This is a genomic window from Methylocaldum sp. (genome assembly GCF_039794385.1).
Lineage (GTDB): Bacteria > Pseudomonadota > Gammaproteobacteria > Methylococcales > Methylococcaceae > Methylocaldum.
The window spans coordinates 1-21,833 of the sequence record NZ_JBDIVO010000043.1; the positions used below are offsets into that span (position 1 = coordinate 1).

General features: G+C 59.1%; 6 protein-coding genes. All 6 read right to left on the reverse strand.

Annotated features, from left to right (window positions below):
• The coding region (locus tag ABJK70_RS06360; RefSeq protein WP_347257580.1) for an amino acid adenylation domain-containing protein at positions 1-5,476 on the reverse strand (5,476 nt) is incomplete at its 3' end.
• Positions 5,473-6,690 carry a PepSY-associated TM helix domain-containing protein gene (locus tag ABJK70_RS06365; RefSeq protein WP_347257581.1) on the reverse strand — a complete coding sequence of 406 codons (1,218 nt, stop codon included), beginning with the start codon at positions 6,688-6,690 and terminating at the stop codon, positions 5,473-5,475. The genes ABJK70_RS06365 and ABJK70_RS06360, both read right to left, overlap by 4 nt.
• Before the next feature lie 49 nt (positions 6,691-6,739).
• Entirely contained in the window at positions 6,740-8,152 is a 1,413-nt protein-coding gene (locus ABJK70_RS06370; protein ID WP_156880230.1) for a cytochrome P450, read from the reverse strand.
• A 208-nt stretch (positions 8,153-8,360) separates the two neighbouring features.
• Positions 8,361-11,027, reverse strand: coding sequence for a TonB-dependent receptor (locus ABJK70_RS06375; protein WP_347257582.1), 2,667 nt, complete (start codon positions 11,025-11,027; stop codon positions 8,361-8,363).
• Positions 11,028-11,230: 203 nt separating this feature from the next.
• Positions 11,231-21,442: an amino acid adenylation domain-containing protein gene (locus ABJK70_RS06380; RefSeq protein ID WP_347257583.1), complete on the reverse strand. Its 10,212-nt coding sequence runs from the start codon at positions 21,440-21,442 to the stop codon at positions 11,231-11,233.
• A 53-nt stretch (positions 21,443-21,495) separates the two neighbouring features.
• Positions 21,496-21,833: cupin-like domain-containing protein (locus ABJK70_RS06385; RefSeq protein WP_347257584.1), on the reverse strand; the 338-nt coding region annotated here is incomplete at its 5' end.

Below are 21,833 nucleotides of genomic sequence, written 5' to 3' on the forward strand. Positions count from 1 at the left end.
CCTTAAGAAACCGGCAGTGGAAATCATTCGGATTCCAAGCGCCGGTGCCGCCATGTCCCGTCACGGTGCCCAATCGGTAAACGGTAACCGGCAAGCCGCGGTCGCGCGCGATTCGAATCAGATGCTCGGCCACCAACTTGCTCTGCGAATACCCCAAGGTCAAACGGGTATTCAGGCTGGGCAGATCGTCCTCCGAAAATCCTGGCGGCTCGGGCTCGGTTCCGTCGTCGAAAATAGACAACGTCGATACGTAATGAACCGGCTTGACCGTGCCGGTGCAGGCAAGGCGAAGGATCTCCCGCGTACCCGACACGTTGGCGGGTTTCAAAGCCGGATAAGATAAGATCAGGTTGGTCGACGATCCGTTGTGATAGATCACGTCGACTTCATCGCCCAACTCCCGAAACCGCGCCGCCGGCAGTCCGAGAAACGGTTTTGCCAAATCACCGGGCAAAGGCACGATCCGCTGTTTTGCCAAAGGGTTATGGATGGCATAGCGATCGAGGGTTTCTTCGATTTTATTGGCTGCGTCCTCAGCCGAACCGGAACGCACCAGGCAAAAAATCTTTCCTTGAGTTTGCGCCAATAGTTCGTCCAGTAAAAAAGGGCCCACGAACCCGGTAATTCCAGTCAACAACACATTGCGAGGAAGTCCGTTCGGTTTCCCTGGGCGGAAAGCAGGCGTGATGGACGAATCCAGAATCGCTTCCGCGGCCAGATTCACAATGGAAGTTGATGGTTCTTGTTGCTCCGAATTCACGGCATCGCCGAGCGATGCTGCTGCCGAACAAGCCGCGGCGGCATCTTCGAGTATCCCTAAAAGCCTGCCGGCAAGTCGCTCGATGGTTTCCCGCGAATGACAGGCATGGCTGTAGCTCCAATGAACGCGCAATTCACCCGCCACGACCGAGGCATCGATCGACAGGCTGCGCGGCCGCATTCCCGCTGGATCGTTCAGGCGGCAGGCGGGTTCCGGAGCGAGAGAAAACCAAGCGTCGACCGCGGTTCCTTGATCGATTCGGCCAAGGTAGTTAAACCCGATTTGAGGTTCCGGAACGGCTTCCAGCCGGCTGACAAGATCGGGATTCCGATTCAGATAGCGCACGACGCCGTAATCGATGCCGTGGTTCGGGATGACGGCCAGTTGCTCCTTCACCGCTTGGACTATTTCCGGAAAAGCCCGATCGGGCGAAATTTCGAACAAAACCGGAAATAAGGCGGTAAACCAGCCTACGGTGCGCGAGATGTCTACATCGTCAAAAAGGTATTCACGGCCATGGCTTTCCATTTCCAAAAATACCGAGTCGCTTTGCGCCCATTCGGCCAGCACGGCCACTACCGCCGCGAGAAGAACCTCGTTGATCCGCGCGCCATAGGCCAGCGGGGCGTTTTGCAGCAAAACGGACGTTTTCGTCGGGTCCAGCGAAATGGTCACGGTCTCGCCGGTTGCCTCGGAATCGACGCCCCCGGCGAAATCCATCGGCAGTGCAGCGATCCGGCTCCAATCGGTGTTCAGCCAATAGGCGACGTTGCGCTCCGGCATTGCCGTTTGCGCATGATCCGCGAGGCGTTCCGCCCATTGCTTGAAGGCGGTGGTTTTTTTCGGCAACCTCATCTCTCGCGCCGCGAGAGCCTGCCGGTAAAGGGCGCTCATGTCTTCCAAAAGAATGCGCCAACTTACTCCGTCCACCACCAGGTGGTGGATGATGATCAACAAACGGCTGCTCGAATCGCCTCCGCAATCGAACCACACCACCCGAATTAAAGGCCCGTGACGCAAATCGAGGCTGCGCTGCCACCGCGAAGCCTGTTCGGTCAGCGCGGCTTGCCGGCGATCCTCGGCGAGACCCGAAAAATCGACCGAAACGATTTCGACTGCGCCCTCGACATCCTCCGCCAGCACCTGCGTCCAAAGACCGCCGCACTCGCGAAAACGGGTGCGCAAAACATCGTGGTGGTGCAGCAGGTGCCGTATGACGTCTGTCAGTACCGCGGGGACGATCGGCTGTTTTGCCTCCAGCAGAACCGATTGGTTCCAATGATTCGGGTTAGGGAAGGACTGTTCGAAAAACCACCGCTGGATGGGCGTCAAGGGAACTTCTCCCGTAATGATGCCCTGTTCCGCCTGCACGTCCGTGTCGCGGTCCTTTGCTTTCGCCAATGCTTCGATGGTTTGGTATTCGAAGACCTGCCGGGGATGAATGGTCAAGCCGGCCTGCTTCGCCCGATTCACCATCTGCATGCTTAATATGGAATCGCCGCCGATCTCGAAAAAGTTATCCTGGATGCCGACTTTCTCCAGACCCAATACCTGCCCCCAGATAGCGCACAACACGGCCTCGATCTTGGTGCGCGGTGCGACGTAGCGGTCCTCCGATTGATCCCGGACGTCCACTGAAGGTAATGCCTTGCGGTCCAGTTTGCCGTTGGGCGTCAGCGGGAGACGATCGAGAAATACAAAGGCCGACGGAATCATGTAGCTGGGCAACATGTTTTGCAGAAACGCGCGTAACCCGTCGGCGTCGGCCGCGCGTTCGCCTTGCCTTGGCACGAGGTACGCAATCAGGCGCTTGCTTCCCGAAGGGGTTTCGTGATCGGTCACGACCGCTGCTTCGATATCCGGGTGCTTCAGCAACTTGACCTCGATCTCGCTCAACTCTACTCGAAACCCCCTAATCTTGACTTGGTGATCGGCCCTCCCCAAGAACACGATATTGCCGTCGGCGCGGAAATGCGCACGGTCTCCCGTCCGGTAAAGACGAGCCCCGGAGGCATTATCGAAAGGGTTGGGCAAAAAACGTTCGGCGGTCAATGCCGGCTGATTCAAATAGCGGGCGGCAAGACCTTCGCCGCCGATATAAAGCTCGCCGGGTACGCCAACGGGCACCGGATTCAAATAGGCATCCAATAGATATATCCGCGCACCGGGAATGGGGCGGCCGATGGGTATCGAGTCCTCGGAAAATTTCGGCGGGATTTTATATGCGGTGCACCAGACGGTGCCTTCGGTGGGGCCGTATTCGTTATAGAGATCCGCTCCCGGCAGTTGTGCGTAGTGGCGTTCGGCCACTCCCGCCGAGCAAGCTTCTCCGGCGACGATAACCGCCCGCAAGCTATCGAGTTGCCCCGCATCCGCTTGCTCGAGGAGGATATTGTAAAAAGACGGCAGGCCTAACAAATGGGTAATCCGCTCTTTCCTGATCCAATCGACCACAAACGCCGGAACGGTATGAGTCGAATCATCGGGAATGCACAGTTTTCCGCCTTGGCTCAAGGTCCAGAATATGCCCGCCACGGAACTGTCGAAGGCAAAGGAAGAAAGCAATAAAAAGCTTTCCACCGGGTTGCGGTAATAGGCAAACCGGGCCTGGGTCGAGTGCAGGACATTGCGATGAGTAACGGCTACGCCCTTGGGTTTTCCCGTGGACCCGGAGGTGTAAATAACGTAGGCCAGGTCGCCGGAATCGATCGTCACCCGCGGATCCGCGACGGGTTGTTCGGCAATCGCTTCCCAATCACAGTCGACGCATGTCGGCGTTATCGATAGATTCGGCAACGCCGCCAGCACCGATTCCCGAGTCAGAAGCAGCGCTGCGCCGGAATCGTCCAGCAGATACGCAATCTCGTCCTTGGGGTATTTCGGATCGATCGGCACATAGGCTCCGCCGGCTTTCAGAACGCCGAGTATCCCGACCACCATTTCCGGCAAGCGACCGATACATAGTGCGACCGTGATTCCGGGTCCTACCCCTTTGCTACGGAGGTAGTGCGCCAGTTGATTGGCCCTGGCGTTAAGCTCCGCGTAAGTCAAAGTCGATCCGTTGCCGCACAGGGCGATTGCTGACGGCACACGCCGCGCCTGATCCTCGAACAGTGCGTGGATGAATCCGTCCGCCGACGTTTCTCCCGAGCGCGCGGGCAGGCCATTCGCACTCTCCGGACCGCCATCCGATAACACGTAGGCGGTTACAGTGCTCCACTCCTCGGTCAGTTGCCGGTTTTCCTCCGGCGTCAGTAGCCGCAATTCGCTGATCCGCGTGTCCGGAGCGTCTGCGATGTGCTCCAGTAATACCCGGAAGTGACTCGCCATGCGGGCGATCGTGCTCTCGTCGAACAAATCGACGTTGTATTCCAGGGATGTGCGCAGACCGTCCGGCTCTTCGGTAACGTGCAGGGTCAAGTCGAACTTTGAAACATGGTTCTCGACCGAGAATGGCGTGATATCCAGTCCGGTTACCCGTATCGAGTCGAACGGCACGTTGTGCAGTACGAACATGACCTGGAATAACGGATTGGAACTCGCATCTCGAATCGGCTTGAGCTTTTTAACCAATAACTCGAAGGGATACTCCTGATGCGGCTGGGTATCCAACATCGTTTCGTGGGTTCGGCCCAGCAAGGCGGTGAATTTCGGATTGCCCGAAAGATCGGTTTGCAGTGCCAATACATTGACGAAAAAACCGATCAGCCCTTCGAGCTCCGCATGGTTGCGGTTGGCTACCGGGGTCCCTACGCAAATATGTTGCTCACCGGTATAGCGATGCAGGAGCACATTGAAGGCGGAAAACAAGAGCGCGAACAAAGTCACGTTCCGCCGGCGGCATAACTGGTTCAGCTTTACGGTGAGTTCCTTGGCCAGAAAAAAGTGGTAGTCGCTCCCGCGATACGTCTGCACCGCCGGCCTCGTCCGATCGGTCGGCAACTCGAAACCGGAATCGGAACCGGATAAATGACGCTCCCAGAACGAAAACATTTTCGCGAGGACATCCGGTTGCAACCGCTGCCGCTGCCAATAAGCGAAGTCGGCGTATTGGATGGGCAACTCGGGTAACGGTGACGGGCGGCCTAGGACATAAGCTTCGTACAGCGTGGCCAGCTCCCGGTATAGAACAGCCGCCGACCAGCCGTCGGTGATAATGTGGGGCATGGTGATGAGGAGAACATGCTCCTGTTCGTCTTGGGTGCCCTCGGCCAAGCGAAAGAGCCTGACGCGCAGCAGCGGGCATTCGGATAAATCAAAAGGCGTTCTCGATTCCCGGTTAAGCAGTTTTCCAAGGTAGTCGCGGCGTTCCGACGGAGATTGTCCGCTCAGATCCTCCACACTGACGGACAAGCTAAGTTCCGGCAGCACTCGCTGGATCGGCTCGGAGTTCGCGATGACAAATTCGGTCCGCAAGGACTCGTGCCGACGGATGATCTCGTTGATGGCTTTTTCCAATGCGTCAACGACTAGCGTTCCCCTAAGCCGAACCGCAATGGAAAAGTTATAGGCGGCGCTGTCCGATTCCAATTGATCGAGGAAGAACAACTGCTGTTGGGAGAAAGACAGAGGCGATGGTCCCTGAGGCCGCTTGGGCATCGTGGATGGTCCGAGCCGACGGGGAATCAGCCGCCCTTGCAGGCGTTCTTGCAAAAGCGCTCGTTTGCTTGCGGATAATGCAGACTTGGATTCGGATAATTCGATCTTGTTTTTCATCCCATTGTCCTTTCCAGACGTTTCTTGAACCCGGCCCCGCTCCGCCTTGCCGCCTTTCGCTTCTGTAGCCAGCGCACGATTCCGCTGACGTAAAGGATCAAGGGCGTGAAACCGATGACACACCATGCGATGCGGCCCGGAAGGCCAATCGCTTCTCCGCTATGCAGGGGCCACATGAGGTTGAGGAATGTCTCGCCGGCGGTAAATTGATTCGGGTCCTGAACCGCCAGCACCTTGCCGGTGTACTGGTCGATCCAGATCTTGGTGCGCGGCCTGAGCCGGTTAGCTTCTCCGGATTGCCTTTTCTCGATGACATAGACGCCATCGGGACCGTCCGGCGTCTGTACTCCACGCAGTTCTGCGCCGGGAAAAACGGAGTCGGCTATTGCCACGGCGTCGGCTATCGAAATCCGGCGCCCACCGGCGGCTGATTCCGATTTAAGTTCGGGGTCCTTTAAATGCTCGGCGCCGATAGGCGAAAAACATCGTATCAACGGCTTTAGATAATCATCGTAACTGAACGAAAACCCGGTAAAAGCCAGTGTGACGAGAACCGTTGCTGCGTAAAAGCCGGTTACTTTATGCAAATCAAAATAAAACCGTTCGGGACTCGCCCTTCGTTTGAAAGTGATCGCGGTTTTCATTTTGCTCCAACGCGGCCACCACAGGTACAAGCCGCTCAACGCGGAAAGCAGCAGGAGCAGGCCGGAGAAACAGACTATGTCAAAACCCAGTTTGCCGGGTTTCGAACCGAGCTTGCCCAATAGAAAGCTGGCGTGAATCTCGTAAATCAGGGTCGATAAGGTTTGCCCCCAAAAGCTCTCCTTGAGGATTTCACCACTGTAAACATCCACCAAAACCCGCAACGGTGCGTAAAATTCATCCATCGTTTCCTCGGGGTTCGGATATATTGCCCACAAATAGGTTTTCCCATACCCAGGCAATACCAAGATCCATTGCCCCTTTCTTTGTGGATGTGCCGCCGTGAGGGTTTGCATGATTTCGTCCAATGAATGTGGTTGCACATGGGATTCATGATGGGTTTGCGTCGGCAAACCGAGTTCTTCCAATTCTCGGAAGAAAACATTAACCGACCCCGTCAGTCCGAGAACGACGAAAACAAACCCTGCCGCCAAGGCGATAAATAAATGCACCTTGAGCCAGAAAGCGCGAAAACGCCGTCGAAGAGTAAGGTGTCCCGGGTTTCGTTCCATGTTCGCGTTCGTGGAATACTTTTTCGTACAGCAATAGGTTTAATCTTTTCTAAAGCGCGACGTCATGACGCCTATCGCGAATTTCGATAGTAAGACCAAAGGACAGCGGCTTATCGTTGAAACCGGTTTTATCGCCAGGCTGTTTTTCGGGTGACAGTCGGATTTGGAAATTTCCGCAAATCATCGCCAAGGCGCTTTTGATAACCAGCATGGCCAAACCTCTTCCCGGACATGAACGCGGCCCCGAGCCGAAACCCAAAAAGGCTTTTCCGTTATGTTTGGAAGATTCCACTTTGGTTTCGCTGCGCCATCGCCGGTGATCAAATACCCTAGCCTGATGAAAATTTTCATCGTCCAGAGCGCAACGCGCGATCAGCAATACCAACGGAGTTCCAGCGGGTATCTCGACATCGTCCATTACCAAATCCGCCTTGGCCTCCACGATCGCTAGGCGGGATACCGACGACGTTCTCATCGTCTCTAAAATAACGGCGTCGATACATTTGAGCTTCTTGATATCTTCAATGTCCTCGATAATGCCGCCATTGCCTAGTACAGCATCGACTTCGTCCTGAATGTCCCTTTGGACCTGGGGGTCTTTGGCAATGCAGAAGAGCACCCGGAGCAGGGTATTCGCTGTAGTGGGTTCGGAGGCCAGGACTATCAACAGAATATTTTCGATGAGTTTTATATTGCGAATATCAGAACCCTTTTCTTTCATGGCTTCTATAAGAAGCCGGACCATGCTCACCGCGTTGCCAGCCCCATTTGTGTCATTTAAAAGGGATCCTTTACGTGCAATGACATTTTTAACGGCTCTGAAGATTTCCCTTATGTCCTCGTCAAAATAATTGTCTTCGGAGAAGCTTTCCAAATGCATTTGCGGCAGTAAGGCATCGATGCGCCTGCCCAAAATGGGGACCAGGTTATGTAAGATATTCTTCGTGACCTCTTGCTCGCCCACTGGCATATCGGTCAGATCGCCGAATACCATCGATGTAAATACCGATATCGAGAAGCCCAAAATCTCCGCTTCCAAATCAATTTTCGAAAGGTTTTCGCCATGAGTGATCCAATGGTTTTTCAAATCTCCGGTAGCCGCCTTGATATATTCGAAATATTGGGCCATATGGCGGGATTCCATGGATGCCGCTATAACTTCCCGTTGACGTTTCCAGCCGTGGTCGTCGGCAGCCTCGATTCCGTCCACTTTCATGGTTTCGAGAACTCTGTTTTTCCTGCTATATGGGCCGAAAAGGTCCGGCCTTTTGCGAAGAATGAAATTGATCTGATTGGCATTCGCGACGACTACTAGCGGCCGGTTCGCAAATTGAACCGTGAAAAGTTTTCCGTACCGGTCCGCTAGCTTCTCGAAGATTTCATGAACCCGGTTGAAGTCAGGCTCCAATACCACCGGGTCCGGATGGCCGGGGAGCGCAGAAATGGTTTTGATACTACACATCACAATCCTCTTTTCCCGGCCGATTGAATCGCCTCTGCTGGTTCACCCCAGATCCACCGGTGTACCTTAAGCCAGACCCTGCACGCGCCTTGAGCGACCGAGACGTCGCGCACCGCTCTGAAGCCCAGCTTCTCTTTCAAGGACGTTTGCAAGGAGGCTCATCGGCATTGCGTGTTCGGGTCGTCTTAGCTATCCAAATACTTGAACATCAAAATTCCACCCGCACCGAACCGATGGCCGTCAGCGGTGCGCCGGGATAAACGCCCAGGCGCGGCGATACATTGATATCCGGATCGGTGGACTCGTAATACGTCTTGTCGAGCAGGTTGCGGATATTGAATTGAGCCGTGACGCGCGTCGGCCCTACCTTCAATCGGTATGCCGCGAAGGCGTCCATCCGCACATAGCCGGGTAATTGGAAGGTATTCTCGACATCGCCTTCCCGTTGCCCCGCCAGTACGCCGCCTAGACCGAAACTCCAACCGTCCGGCGCTTCGTACCCGTTGAGGTCGTATCTGAGCCATAGGCTTGCCGCATGCTCGGGCACATTGTTCAGTCGCTTGCCCTCGTACCCCTTAATCTGGCCATTCAGGGCTCGGTTGTCCTTGGTAATCCGGGCATCGGTGAAGGCATAGCTGCTGATGATGCTCAAGTTGTCGGTAATACGCCCCGCTACGTCCAGTTCGATTCCCTGGCTGCGCTGCTGGCCGATCGCCACGCTGTCGTTGGGATCGGGCGTCGTCAGGTCGGGGGTAAGCAGGTTGTCCTTGGTGATGTGGTAATAAGCCAAGGTAGCGAGCAAACGATCTTCGAACAAAGAGGTCTTGATTCCGGCTTCGAATTGCTCGCCGATTTGAGGATCAAAGGATCTCCCGGTTGCCGATATCCCATTGTTGGCGCCGAGCGAGGTCGTCCAATTACCGTAAACTCCCAGCCACTGCCAAGGCTGGTAGAGAATGCCCACGCGCGGACTGAATCCGTCGTCTTTCCGGATGGTGTCCGGCAGGTTTTTGTCGGCAGCCGAGAAGGAGCTGCCCCGACCTCTACCCGTTTCGATCCAGTCGTAACGGCCTCCCCCCATGATATGCAGCTTGTCCCACAAGGTGATGTGGTCCTGGAAATAAACGCCGTGCCACTCGTCTTTGATCACCGAGCGGTTGTTCGGAAATTCCGTCTCTAATACGGCACTGTCGAATACGGCCTTGTCGATTCCATAACTCGGTGAAGGATTGAATATGTTGATCGCCAGCGCCGGGTCGGGGGTGTCGAAAAAACCCTGGGTGCGGTATTTGGTGAAGGACCGGAAATAGTCGTATCCCACCAGGACGTCGTGGTCGGTTGGACCGATCCGGAACTTGCCGGTCAAATCGAGGTTGGTAGTGTAGCCCTCGCTGTCATAACGCTGGAAAAAGACGTTGCGCTGAAGGATGCCGGTAACGGGATTCAATGCGTTCCCGAACGCCGGTGCAGGGTTGAGAAAGGTTTCGTCGCCATGGCCGAAGTTGGCGAGGAACCGGTTATGGATGGCCCAGTCTTCGTTGAACCGATGGTTGATTTCGGTACCCAGCAACACCCTGGAAATATTGTCCAACGGATCGTTGGGATCGCCGAGGGCACGTCTCACGGGGATATTCGCCGGGCGCTTGCCGATGACAGGGATGCCATAATCGGCCTGGTAGTCCTGATTGAGCCCCTCGATGTTGATCGTTATATCGGTTGCCTCGGTCGGTCGCCACGTGACGCTGGGATAAACCATGATCCTGTCATTGGAGATGAAATCCCGGAACGACTCGTTGTTCTGGTAGGAGCCGGTGAAGCGATACAACAAGGATTTGTCGTCGGTGATCGGGCCGGTAGCGTCCCATTCGGTGCGATAGAAGTCGTACGAGCCGAACCGTTGTTCCAGGGAGTAATAAGGAATGTCGAGCGCCCTCTTGGTCGTGACATGGATCAAGCCGCCGGGCTCCGCGCGTCCGAACAGAACCGACGCCGGCCCCTTGAGCACTTCGACGCTTTGCAGATTGGCCGTATCGAATTCGGAACGGAAACCGCTCGGGACTGCCATTAGGCCGTTGCGGTAGGTCAAGGGATTGCGAAATCCGCGAACGATGAAGCCGGTGCCCGCTCCGAGGGAGGATTGCGCTCGAACGCCGCTCACGTTCTCCAGAGCATCCGTAATCCTGGTAGTTTTCTGATCCTCCATCACCGCTCTCGGCACTACTTGAATCGATACCGGCGTCTCGATGATCGGCGTGTCGGTCTTGGTGGCTGGGAAGGATTTGGAAACGGCGTAGTCCTCGTTGTAGGGATCGTTCGGATCGGCCTCCGCTCCCGCACTGACAGTCACTTTCCCGAGCGCGATGGCGTCGGCTGCATCGCCGCCGGATTGAACGGCGATTGGCTTGCGCTCCAGGGTCACCGTCCGTTGGCCGGTGAAACGGGCTTGAACGGGAGCCGCGCTCAGCAGCACTTTCAAGGCCTTTTCCGGTGTATAGGCGCCTTTGAGGGGGGCGTTGCGCAGCCCCTCGGCGACATCGCCTTCGTAAAGAACCTGGACGCGGCTCTGCACGGTGAAAGCGGACAGAGCGCGGGGCAAATCTTGCGCCGGAATGTCGAATTGGATCGGCGCTTGAGCGGTCGTCGTGGCCTTGCCGACGGGCTGCGGCTCGGCGCCGACGGAAGCAAGCGGAACATAGGCCGCAAAAGCCGCGGCAATGGCCGTACTCTTGCGGGTAAGGGCACCTGGGCACAGGCCATTCTTCGAACCTGTCTCAACACCATTCCCTCCTTGATGAGCGACAGCTTCTTGTTGTCGATCCTTGTTAATCGACAGGACGTCTTCCCCAGTAAATTTCAAGTTATCGGTCGTTTTCATCGTTATTTTTTCTTTCTGCAGGCTGGTCGAATGACACCTCAGAATCACTCCGCTCCGGGCGAATTCGTGCCGGAATTCAGAGCACAGGAGTTAAGAGGCCTTTGCCGTCCTTGGCTTCCGGACCCCGGCAATCCATGCCGGGGCGACGACTTCAGTAGATGCCTTTACCCACACGGGAAGGTTTCTTACAGTGTTTCTTCAGTTCATGATCCGTCCTCCAGTAACGCCAAGGCTTCCTCTTCCGAAAGGGATTCGAGTTGTTCGATCAGGCATTCCTCGATCACCAAGGCGAGCTGTGTGATGGTGGAGGCCTCGAAGACGCGTCTCAGGGGAACCTCGACATCGAAAGCGGTCCGTACCCGAGACAGCACTTGTACGGCGATGAGGGAGTGCCCGCCGAGATCGAAAAAGTTGTCCTCGACGCCGACCCTATCCAGGCCCAATACGTCTTTCCAGATGTCGGCGAGAATTTCTTCCGCAGGGGTGCGCGGGGCCACGTAGCGCGCTTCCCTTTGAGCGGCGACGTCCGGCGCCGGCAAGGCCTTGCGGTCGATTTTGCCGTTGCTACCGAGAGGCATGGCGTCGAGGCGAACGAAGACCGATGGCACCATGAAGTTCGGAAGCCGTGCCGAGAGATAGGCGCGCAACTGGTCGATCAGGGAAAGACCGTCCGCGGTTTCCTCGCGAGCCGCGATACTCGGCTTGCTCTCCAAATTTTCTCCGGGTTGCGCATCCGGCCCGTTGCCGGAGGGAGAGGGAGAAAACGGCAAGCGTTCCGTGACATAGGCCACCAGACGTTTGCCGCCCGCGCCTCCGTCGTCTCGGGCCACCACCACGGCTTGCTCCACGGCCGGATGCAGGAGAAGCTGCGCCTCGATTTCGCCCGGTTCGATCCGCGCCCCGCGAATCTTGAGCTGGTGGTCGATGCGTCCGAGGAACTCGATGGCGCCGTCCTCCCGGTAACGGCCGAGGTCGCCGGTGCGGTACAAGCGCCCGCCGACAGGGCCGAACGGGTCCGGAACGAACTTTTCCGCCGTCGTTTCCGGCCGGTGCAGGTAACCTCGCCCGACCTGGATACCGGCCACGCAGATTTCTCCGGGCACGCCCACGGGAACCGGGGTGAGCCAGGCATCCAGAAGATACAGCCGGGTGTTGTCCACGGGGCGCCCGACCGGCACGATCGTTTCGGTTTCTGCGAGCGTTTCCGGTACCTCGTAGTAGGAAACGTCGTCCGAGCATTCGGCGGGACCGTAGGCATTGAGCACCCGCACGTGCGGGAAGCGTTTCATCCAGCGCCGGCAGAGGTCCGGCGGAAACGCCTCGCCGCAGGCGATCAGCCAGCGCAGCCGCGGCAGCTCGATACCCCCGGCCATTTCCAGCAGGGCCTGGATCATCGACGGAACCGCCTCCAGAACGGTGACTTCGCGTTCGGCGATTTGGCGGAGAAGCAGGCCGGGATCGCGCACGATGTCGTCCGGGAAAATCTCGACCCGAGCGCCGCATGCGAGAGCCGTCAGGTGCTGCCAGACGGAAATGTCGAAACACTGTCCCGCGGTTTGGGCGATGGCGTCGGCTTCGCTCAAACCCAAAGTCGGAACCTTGGTGATCAGGTTGTTGAACATGCCCCGGTGCTCGACCATGGCGCCCTTGGGCGTTCCGGTGGAGCCGGACGTGAAGATCGTGAAGGCCAGGCTGCCGGGGCCGTGCAGGCGTTCGGGATCGGTGGCCGGATAGCTTTGCGCCACGGGTTCGTCCAGTACCAGCAGCGCCGGCCGCCGGGAGACCGTCCGGCACACTGATTCGGCCCGTTCCCGGAAGGACTTGCCAACCAGCAGCCGAGCGGCGCGGGCTTCCTCCAGCACCTGCGTCAGGCGTGCGTCGGGATGGCCGGGATCGAGCGGCAGATAGGCGCCGCCGGCTTTGAACACGCCCAACATCATCACCAGGAAATCGATGCCGCGATCGTTCAACAGGGCGACCAGCGTCTCGGGGCCCACCCCAGCGGCGCGCAAGGCGTGAGCCAGGCGATTGACGCGGGCGTTGAGTTCACGATAGGTCAATGCCTCGCCGCGGCAGGCGACGGCGACCGCCTCGGGCGCCAGCGCCGTCTGCGCTTCGAAACGGGCCACGATGTCCCGAGGTTCGGGATAGGGATGATCGGTCCGGTTCCATTGCTCCAGGATTGCGCCGCGCTCGCTTTCGGTCAGCATCGGGAGCGAGCCCAGGCGGGCGTCGGGATGGCGGATGAGGCTTTCCAGCAAGGTCTTGAAATGCCCGAGCATCCGTTCCACGGCGGCCGGTTCGAAACGGTTTACGTCATAGGTAATTTGCAGGTGGAAACGCGGGGAAGGAACCAGCACCGCGTTGATCGGATAATTGGAATGGGTGCGGTGCTTGTCGTCGACGATGTTCAAAACGTCCTTGGAACCCCGCAAGGTCGGATCGACCGGCGCGTTTTCGAACACGAACAGGTGCTGGAAGAGCGCCTGGCCTCTGGGAAGCTCGCTCAAAGCTTGTATCTGTACCAGAGGCATGTATTCGTATTGGCGGAGCTCCAGATTGTGGTACAGCAGTTCGCGCAGGAATTCCAGGGCCGGCTGATCCGGCTTGACCTTGACCCGCAACGGCAGGCTGTTGATGAACAATCCCAGCGCCGTTTCCACCCCGGGCAAATCGGTCGGGCGTCCGGCCACAGTCACTCCGAACACGACTTCGTCGCACCGCGAATAATGGGCCAGCATCAGCGCCCAGGCGGCCTGCAAGACGCTGTTCGGCGTCACTTGGCAACGCTGCGCCAAAGCATGAAGCGCCTTGGTGTCTTCCTCGGACAACAGCGCCACCCGATCCCGGACCTGGCTCGTGCCTTTTGTTTCCGGCGGAACCGGCTTGTCCACGACCAGCGGCGTGGGTTCGGTGAACCCGGAAAGATACTCCCGCCAGAAATTTGCCGCCGCCTCAGGGTCTTGCTTCGCGAGCCAGCCGATGTAATCCCGGTAAGGTATCGCGGCCTCCCTGGGCGGGCAGGGCTCTCCTTTTACCTTGGCCTCATAGTTCGCCCGGAACTCCAACAAAACCGGGGACTTGCACCAGGCATCCATGAGAATGTGGTGATGGCTGCGGATGAAGCGGTAACGTCGGTCGCCGAACCGGACCAGGCGTATCCGCATCAAAGGCGCCACCGTGAAATCGAAACCCGTTTTCAGCTCGGTTTCGATCAACGCCTCGAACCGCCGTTCCTGTTCGACTGGGTCCATTCCTCTCCAGTCCTGATAATCGAACGGCAGCGCCAGGTGCTTCTGCACGCACTGGTGCGGACTCGAATAGTCTTTCCAAAGAAAGGACGTGCGGAGGATGGGGTGACGGTCCAAGACCTCCTGCCAGGCCGCCTTGAAAGCCTCGATTTCGACATCCCCGTCGATTTCGTAGCGATCGATCATGTGATAGATGCCCGATCCCGGATACATCAGGGAATAGAACAGCATGCCTTCCTGCATGGGCCCCAGCGGATAGACATCCTCGATGTTTCCCGGCGGATAAGGCAGTCTGTCGAGCTCCTGCGCGGACAGCTTGGCCAGCGGAAAATCGGAGGGCGTTAGCCCGGACACGCCGGGTTCGAGACAGTGGGAGATCAGCGTCTCCAATGCCTGGATCACGGCGTCGCCGAGGAGGGCGATGGTCGAGCCGCCATAACGCGCCGCGCTGTAAATCCAGGTCAGTTGGAGATGCCCGCCGCTGACCGCGGCGTTGACCGCCAATTCGTGCGTCCGGCGGTTCGCCGAGGCGCGGGCGATGCCCGATGCCAGCGCGCATTGCCGGAAATACGCGTGGGCGTCGGTTCCGAGGTCCAGGTGGCCGAGATAATTGAACAGGATGGGCGCATCCGCCGAACAGCCTTTTTCCCGCCCTTCGCCGAGCCAGCGCCAGACGGTGTAGTCGAATCCCCATGCGGACTGGCGGCGGAACTGCTCCTTGAGGTCCTTGATGATGCCTCCGGTGGCGTTCGCCGGATCGATATCGAAGGTCACCGGGTAGGAGGTCGTGAACCGTCCTATCGTCCGCGTAAAATCCAAATCCCTGAACGGGCCGTTGTCGCGGCTGTGCGCTTCGACCTCCACCCGCAACCGGTGCAGGCCGGACCAGTCCGAAAGACCTTTGACGACGGCGATGAGCAACAATTCCTGAACGCTGGTCCGATAGGCCGCTCCGGCTTCCTGAATGAGCGCCCGAGTGAGTTTTTCGGAGAGCTTGACCGTATACTCGGCGGCATCGGCTTCGGTGTTCGTGCCTGCGTCGCGATCGACCGGCAAAGCCGTTTCAGCAGCCTCCCGCGAGTGCCACCAGGATGGCGCTCTCCCCTCCCCCGCCAGGGTTCCGGCATAGTCCTGAAGCCGCGCAGCCCATTGCCGGTAAGAGGTCGTTTTGGCCGGCAAGGTCACGGCGTGGCCGGAGGCCAATTGGTCGTGGATGAGCACGAGATCGTCCAGCAGGATGCGCCAGCTCGCGATATCCATGGCCAGGTGATGGATGACCAGCAACAGCCGCGCGCCGCGTCCCCGCCCGAGTTCGAACCAGACCGCCCGGAGCGTGGGCCCCTCGCCGAGATCGATCTGTCGCTGCCAATACTCCGCGCGTTCGGCAAGAAAGGCCTCGAACGCCGCGTCAGGGATAGCGGACAGATCTTCCCGATGAAACATGGGCTGCCGCTCTTTCCCGACGTAACAGGCCCGCCAAGCCGCCGCGTCGCGGGAAAACCGCAGCCGCAAGACGTCATGATGGAACACCAGTTGCTCCACGGCGCGCTCCATCAGGCCGAGGTCGAACGGATGCAGCATGTCCAACAGCAGGGATTGATTCCAGTGATGCGGATTCGCGAGATCCTGGGCGAAGAATTTCTGCTGGACCGGCGTTAGAGGAGCCGGTCCTTCGATAATGCCTTGCTCGGCCTCGAACGGAGCCGCGCTTTCCGCCGCCAGCGCCAATTCCGCCACTGTCTGGTGCTGAAAAATCTGCCGCGGCGCCAGGTTCAAGCCGATCCGCCGAGCGCGGCTCGCCACCTGTATGCTGAGGATGGAATCCCCTCCCAGCGAAAAGAAGTTATCGTGGATGCCGACCCTGTCGATGCGCAGCACCTCGGCCCAAATGGCAGCCAGCCGGGCTTCCGCGTCGTTTCGGGGTGCGGCGTATCGGCGCGTCAATTGACGGGAAGGATCGGGCTTAGGCAGGGACCTCCGATCCAGCTTGCCGTTGGGAGTCAGCGGCAAACCGTCCAGGAACACGAAGGCCGCCGGAACCATGTAGTCCGGCAGAGCGATTTGGACATGGACACGCAGGGCTTCGGGGTCCGGTTCGTCGCCGCTGGATACGATGTACGCGGCAAGACGTTTGACTCCGCGTTCGTCTTCCCAGGCCGTCACCACGGCATCCCGCACTTCGGGATGGGTCCGCAGGCGGGCCTCGATCTCGCCCGGCTCGATACGAAAGCCTCGAATCTTGAGCTGATGGTCAGCGCGCCCCAGGAATTCGACGAGGCCGTCGGCTCTCCGACGCACGAGGTCGCCGGTCCGGTACAGGCGCTCGCCGGGGCCTGCACCGAACGGATCGGGAACGAAGCGTTCGGCGGTCAGGTCCGGACGATTCAGATACCCTTGGGCCAGCCCCGCGCCGCCGATGTACAACTCGCCGGCGACACCGTTCGGCACCGGTTCGAGATTGCCGTCGAGAACATAGGCCCGGCTGTTGGCGATCGGGCGGCCGATCGGTACCGATTCCCTTGCCCCGCTCTCCCGCACGTCCGGTTCAATCGGAAGAATCAGCGATCCGACCGTGGTCTCCGTGGGGCCGTAGTGATTGAAGATAAGGCATTCCGGACGCTGGGCGATGATCCGGCCGACCAGATCGTAGGTGAGCACGTCGCCGCCGCAAATCAACGCCCGTCGAGGCGCGATGGTCCTGCCTTCGGCCGAATCCAGGAGGGCCGCGAGATGAGAGGGCACGATCTTCAGCACGTCGATCGGCTGGCGTTCGATGTAGTCGGCGAACACGCGCCCATCCGTGGCGGCATCCTGGTCGAATACATGCAGACATCCGCCGGAAACGAGGGAAGCGAACAGGACCGTATTGCCGAGATCCGCCGCGGGCGTAGATACCATTGCGTAACGAAATCCGGCGATCGCGGAAATCTGCCCGGCAATAAGCTGGGTGTAATTAGCGAGGCTCCGGTGAGAAACCACGACGCCTTTGGATTGTCCGGTCGACCCCGATGTGTAGATCACATAGGCGGGATGGTCCGGCGTCATCGCAGGGTGCGGATCGTCGTGCGCCGGTTCCGGTCCTTCCGGCCATAGATCCATATCGAGCCGGACGATGGCGGGAAAATGGCTGGAAGCGTTCAAGCCGGTTTGCGTCAGCAATAGGCCGACGCCGGCGTCGGCCAGCACGCGGGCCACCCGGCCTTCCGGATAAGCGGGGTCGAGGGGAACGTAGGCGGCGCCGGCCTTGAGCACGGACAGGATGGCCGTCACGAAATTCGCGGAGCGCTCGACGCAAATGCCGACCCGGCTGCCAGGCCCGACTCCAAGCGCTATCAGATGATGCGCCCAGCGGTTGGCGACGGCGTTCAATTCGCGGTAGCTCAGGCGTTGCTGCTTGCACGCCACGGCCGGAAGATCGGGGGTGTTGGCCGCCTGCAGCTCGAACAGCCGATGAATGCACGGTTCTTCCGGGAGCGGCGTCTCCGGCCCGATGGCCTGATCCAGCAGCTGGATTCGCTCCTGCTCGCCGAACAGCCTCAAGCCGCCGATACTTGTTGCGGGATTCGCCGCCACAGCCTCTAAGAGATTGCGGAAATGATCGGCAATCCGGGAAACCGTCCGTTCCGTGAAAAGATCGGTGCGGTATTGGAAGGACAGCAGGAGGCTGGCTCCATCTTCGGCCGCCATCAGTTTGAGATCGAACCGCTCTATGCGCTGCCTGATGGCCAGCGGGCGCACTGGCCAATCGTTCCCGACCGACATCTCGCCGTTTTCCCCCAGAGCGAGCTGCGCCAGTTCGCTTCCGGTATTCGCTTGCGCCTGCTGCAGCACGAATAGGGTTTGATAGACCGGCCAGTGATCGGCGTTGCGCTCGACATGCAGGCGTTCCACCATGAGGGAAAACGGATAGTCCTGATGTTCTAGAGCACCCAATAAAGCGTCGTGTATCTCCGCCAGATAAACTGAAAAAGGCTTGTCGGCGGCGGGCTGGCTGCGCAGCGGCACCGGATTGACGAAGTTGCCCACCACGGACGCGAGTCGGGCCTGACTGCGCCCGGCCGTGGGAACACCTACGATCAGGTCGGTTTGACGGGTGTAGCGATGGAGCAGGACCTTGTACGCCGCGAGCAATAGGGTGAACAGGGTGACGCCGCTCCGCGCCGCGAAATCCTTTAGCCTGTCGGTTTCCTCCCGGCTCAGGCGAACCGCTACCGAAGCGCCGCGGTAGTTCGGTACCGCAGGCCGCGCACGGTCAGTGGGCAGGGCGAGGATCGGGAGTTCTCCGGAAAGCCGTTGCCGCCAGTAATCCCAGTCGGCATTGCCGGCCGGACTTTCCAGATAGTTCCGTTGCCAGGCCGCGAATTCAGCATAGCTGGAAGCCGGTGGGGACAAGCTCGGCCCTGGAACCGTCTCACCCAATTCCGAACGGATTTTTCTCAACTCGTCGACGAGCACGAGCACCGACCAAAGGTCCAGGGCGATGTGGTGGGCGCAAAGCAGGAGGGTATGCGGAGAGGCTTGAGGCCCTAGGCTATGGGCTATAGGTTCCTGGACATCCGAAGTCTTGAGCCTGAAGTCTGGAGTCTTGGTTCCATGTCGATAGAGGACCACCCGCAAGACCGGTCCGTGCGCCAAGTCGAAGGGTTCGCGGATGCGCCGCGCCATGTCGTCTTGAAGTTCGGATTCCGACCAAACCGAGGCGTCGACGGCAGTAAAGAAGTCGGGCAGGTCGGCCAGCGGCAATACCGACTGAAAGACCTCGTCGCCCTCGTTGCGATAAACCGTGCGCAGCATTTCGTGCCGCTCCGCCAGGCGGTAGAAGGATCGCCGCAAGGCTTCCGCGTCGGCGCCGTTCTCGATGCGCAAGGCTAGATGCAGGTTGTAAACGATGCTGTTCGGTTCCATGTGTTGCATCGTCCACATGGAAAGCTGGGTCGAAGAAAGGCTCGAGGCTAGAGACTCGAGACTTGAGGAAACGGAGACTATTGCCTGTTCCTTGTCATTTCCTACAGCCTCCAGCCTCAAACCTTCAGCCTGACAGGCAAGAGCTTCAGCCACTTCCACCACCGACCGGTCGGACAGGAATAGCGTCAACGGGGCCTCGATGCCCAATAATTCGTCCACCGTGTGCTTGAGTTCGACGGCCTTCAGGGAATCGAGGCCCGACGCTCGCAGCGGCGATTCCATGGATACGGCGAATTCCTCGATCTTCAGCAGATGGGCGATCTTGGTCCGGAGGAAACGAGCGATCAGCGCGGCGCGCTGCGGGTGAGGAACGACGGACAAGGCTTCCTGCAGAAGTTGGAGTTGGAATTCCTGCGGCGTCGCCTTGCGTTCGCTCGCCTTCCTCATTCCACCCGAAGTAGCCGGGCTGTCCTGCCCGGCAAGCTGCGCGCCCCCTTCCTTCGGGTCGTCCGACCGCGCCAACACCGGTAGAGCACCCTCCAGGTACGCTTGCTTACAGGCTTGGCGGCGCAGTTTGCCGCTGGAGGTCTTGGGAACGCCGCCGGGCTGGACGAGAACCAGTTCGGCGGCCGTCAATTCACAAGCCTCGGCCAGGGTGCTCCGCAAGGATGCGAAAATCGCTTCGTAATCGGCCTTCCGTATGGCTTCGCGGGTCAGTTCCGCGACCACGATCGGCTTTTCCTCGTCCTGACAGGTCACAGAGAATGCGGCGCAGCCTCCGGGACGCAGGACATCCACACTGTCAGTCAGTGCGTGCTCGATGTCCTGCGGGTAATAGTTCCGCCCTCGGATGATGATCAGGTCCTTGATACGCCCGGTAACGTATAACCGGCCGTCGTCGAGTAATCCCAGGTCGCCGGTGCGGAGAAATGAGGCTTCAGGCTTTAGGCCAGAGTCCATAGGCCGGATTCCGCTAGTCCGAAGTCTATGGTCTAGAGCCTCTAGCCTCGCCCTGAAGGTGTTCTCGGATTCCTCGGCGCGGTTCCAGTAGCCTTGCGCCACGCTGGGGCCCGAGACCCAGATTTCGCCTTCCCGGCCCGGCAGGCACGGTTTTCCCGTATGGGGATCGACAATTTGGACAATATGGCGATCCGCGGGCAAGCCGCAGGAAACGAGGCTGGAGGCTGGAGACTTGAGGCTTGAGGAATCGCCGATCTTGGGTTTGGCCTTTGTTTCCTCCAGCCTCACGCCTCCGGTTTCTAGCCTCGCTCCTGTTACAAACAGCGTAGCCTCGGCCAGACCGTAACAAGGAAAGAAACTTTCGCGGCGAAAGCCGCATTCGGCGAAGGTGCCGGCGAAACGCTCCAAGGTCGCGGCGCGTACCGGTTCGGACCTATTAAAGGCCAATGTCCAGGCGCTGAGATCCAGGTCGCGCTTTTGTTCGGCCGTCACCTTGCGAACGCAGAGATCGTAAGCGAAGTTGGGACCGCCGGAAGTCGCGGCCCGGAATTCGGAAATGGCCTTCAGCCAGCGTACCGGCTTCTCCAGAAAGGCCATGGGCGGCATCAGGACGGCGGTAGAGCCGACATAAAGCGGCTGGAGAATGTTTCCGATCAAGCCCATGTCGTGATACAGGGGCAGCCAGCCGACCACGGTCGAGCGCTCGGTGTGTCCGAAGCTTTGCCGGATGGCCTCCTGGTTGGCGAGCAGATTACCGTGGCTCACCATCACGCCCTTGGGGTCGCCGGTGGAACCCGAGGTGTATTGCAGGAAGGCGATGTTTTCCGGCGCGAGTACGGGCGCCTGCCAACACCCGGCTTCGTCCGAAGCCACGGTATCGGTGGCGAACCAGTTCGACGCGGCGCGCAGCGCGCCTCCCACGAATTCATCCCGGAATTTTGCGGCGAGTTCCGCCGTGGTCATGATGGCGGCGGGTGCGGCATCGCGCATCACGGCCTGGAGACGCGGCAGATGCTGGCGGGTCGGAGGATAAGCCGGTACCGCGACGGCTCCGGCATACAGGCAGCCGAAAAAGGCCTCGATATATTCAAGCCCCGGCGGATACAGCAGCACCGCTCGTTCCCCGACCATACCCAGGGTCTGAAGGCGGGCGGCGATGGCGCGGGCGCGCCGGTCTAGATCGGCGAACGTCAGCCGGCCGTTTTCGATTTCGCCGTCGGCGAGAAAAACGTATCCTTTTCCTAAGGCATCCTCGTTGGCTCTCGCGCCCAGCAGCTCGACCAGATTGGAGCAAGTCATCCCAACATTTCCCGTCACTCCGGACTCCTCGAAGTTGCGCACTGCGGCCTCCTTTATGAAACGTAATTCAGATATGAGCGGTACCAGGGGAGTACCCGCTTGGCGGAAACGCCGGCGCATAGCCCGAGGGCGATCACCGTGTTGTAGTACACGTTCTTGAGCGGCATCCCTCGTCCCAATGCCAAAATTCCCTGAACGGAGCTGTCGCGGGTATGCCAGTCCACGTTGAAGGAGATGGCGCAGTCGAGACTGCGGACGTGGTGAAGCATTCCCGGGGGCATGTAAAGCATGTCTCCCGGTTCCACGGTGCACTCTCGAACCTGCGCCTCCCGAAAAAGCGGATGGCGCACGAAATTCGGGTTTTCGGCGTCCACTTCGCACCAGCGCCACC

Excerpts from the sequence above, each read along its gene's own strand:
- ABJK70_RS06365 (WP_347257581.1), bottom strand. The coding sequence starts at position 6,690 with ATGGAACGAAACCCGGGACACCTTACTCTTCGACGGCGTTTTCGCGCT.
- ABJK70_RS06370 (WP_156880230.1), bottom strand. The coding sequence starts at position 8,152 with ATGTGTAGTATCAAAACCATTTCTGCGCTCCCCGGCCATCCGGACCCG.
- ABJK70_RS06375 (WP_347257582.1), bottom strand. The coding sequence starts at position 11,027 with ATGAAAACGACCGATAACTTGAAATTTACTGGGGAAGACGTCCTGTCG.
- ABJK70_RS06380 (WP_347257583.1), bottom strand. The coding sequence starts at position 21,442 with ATGACTTGCTCCAATCTGGTCGAGCTGCTGGGCGCGAGAGCCAACGAG.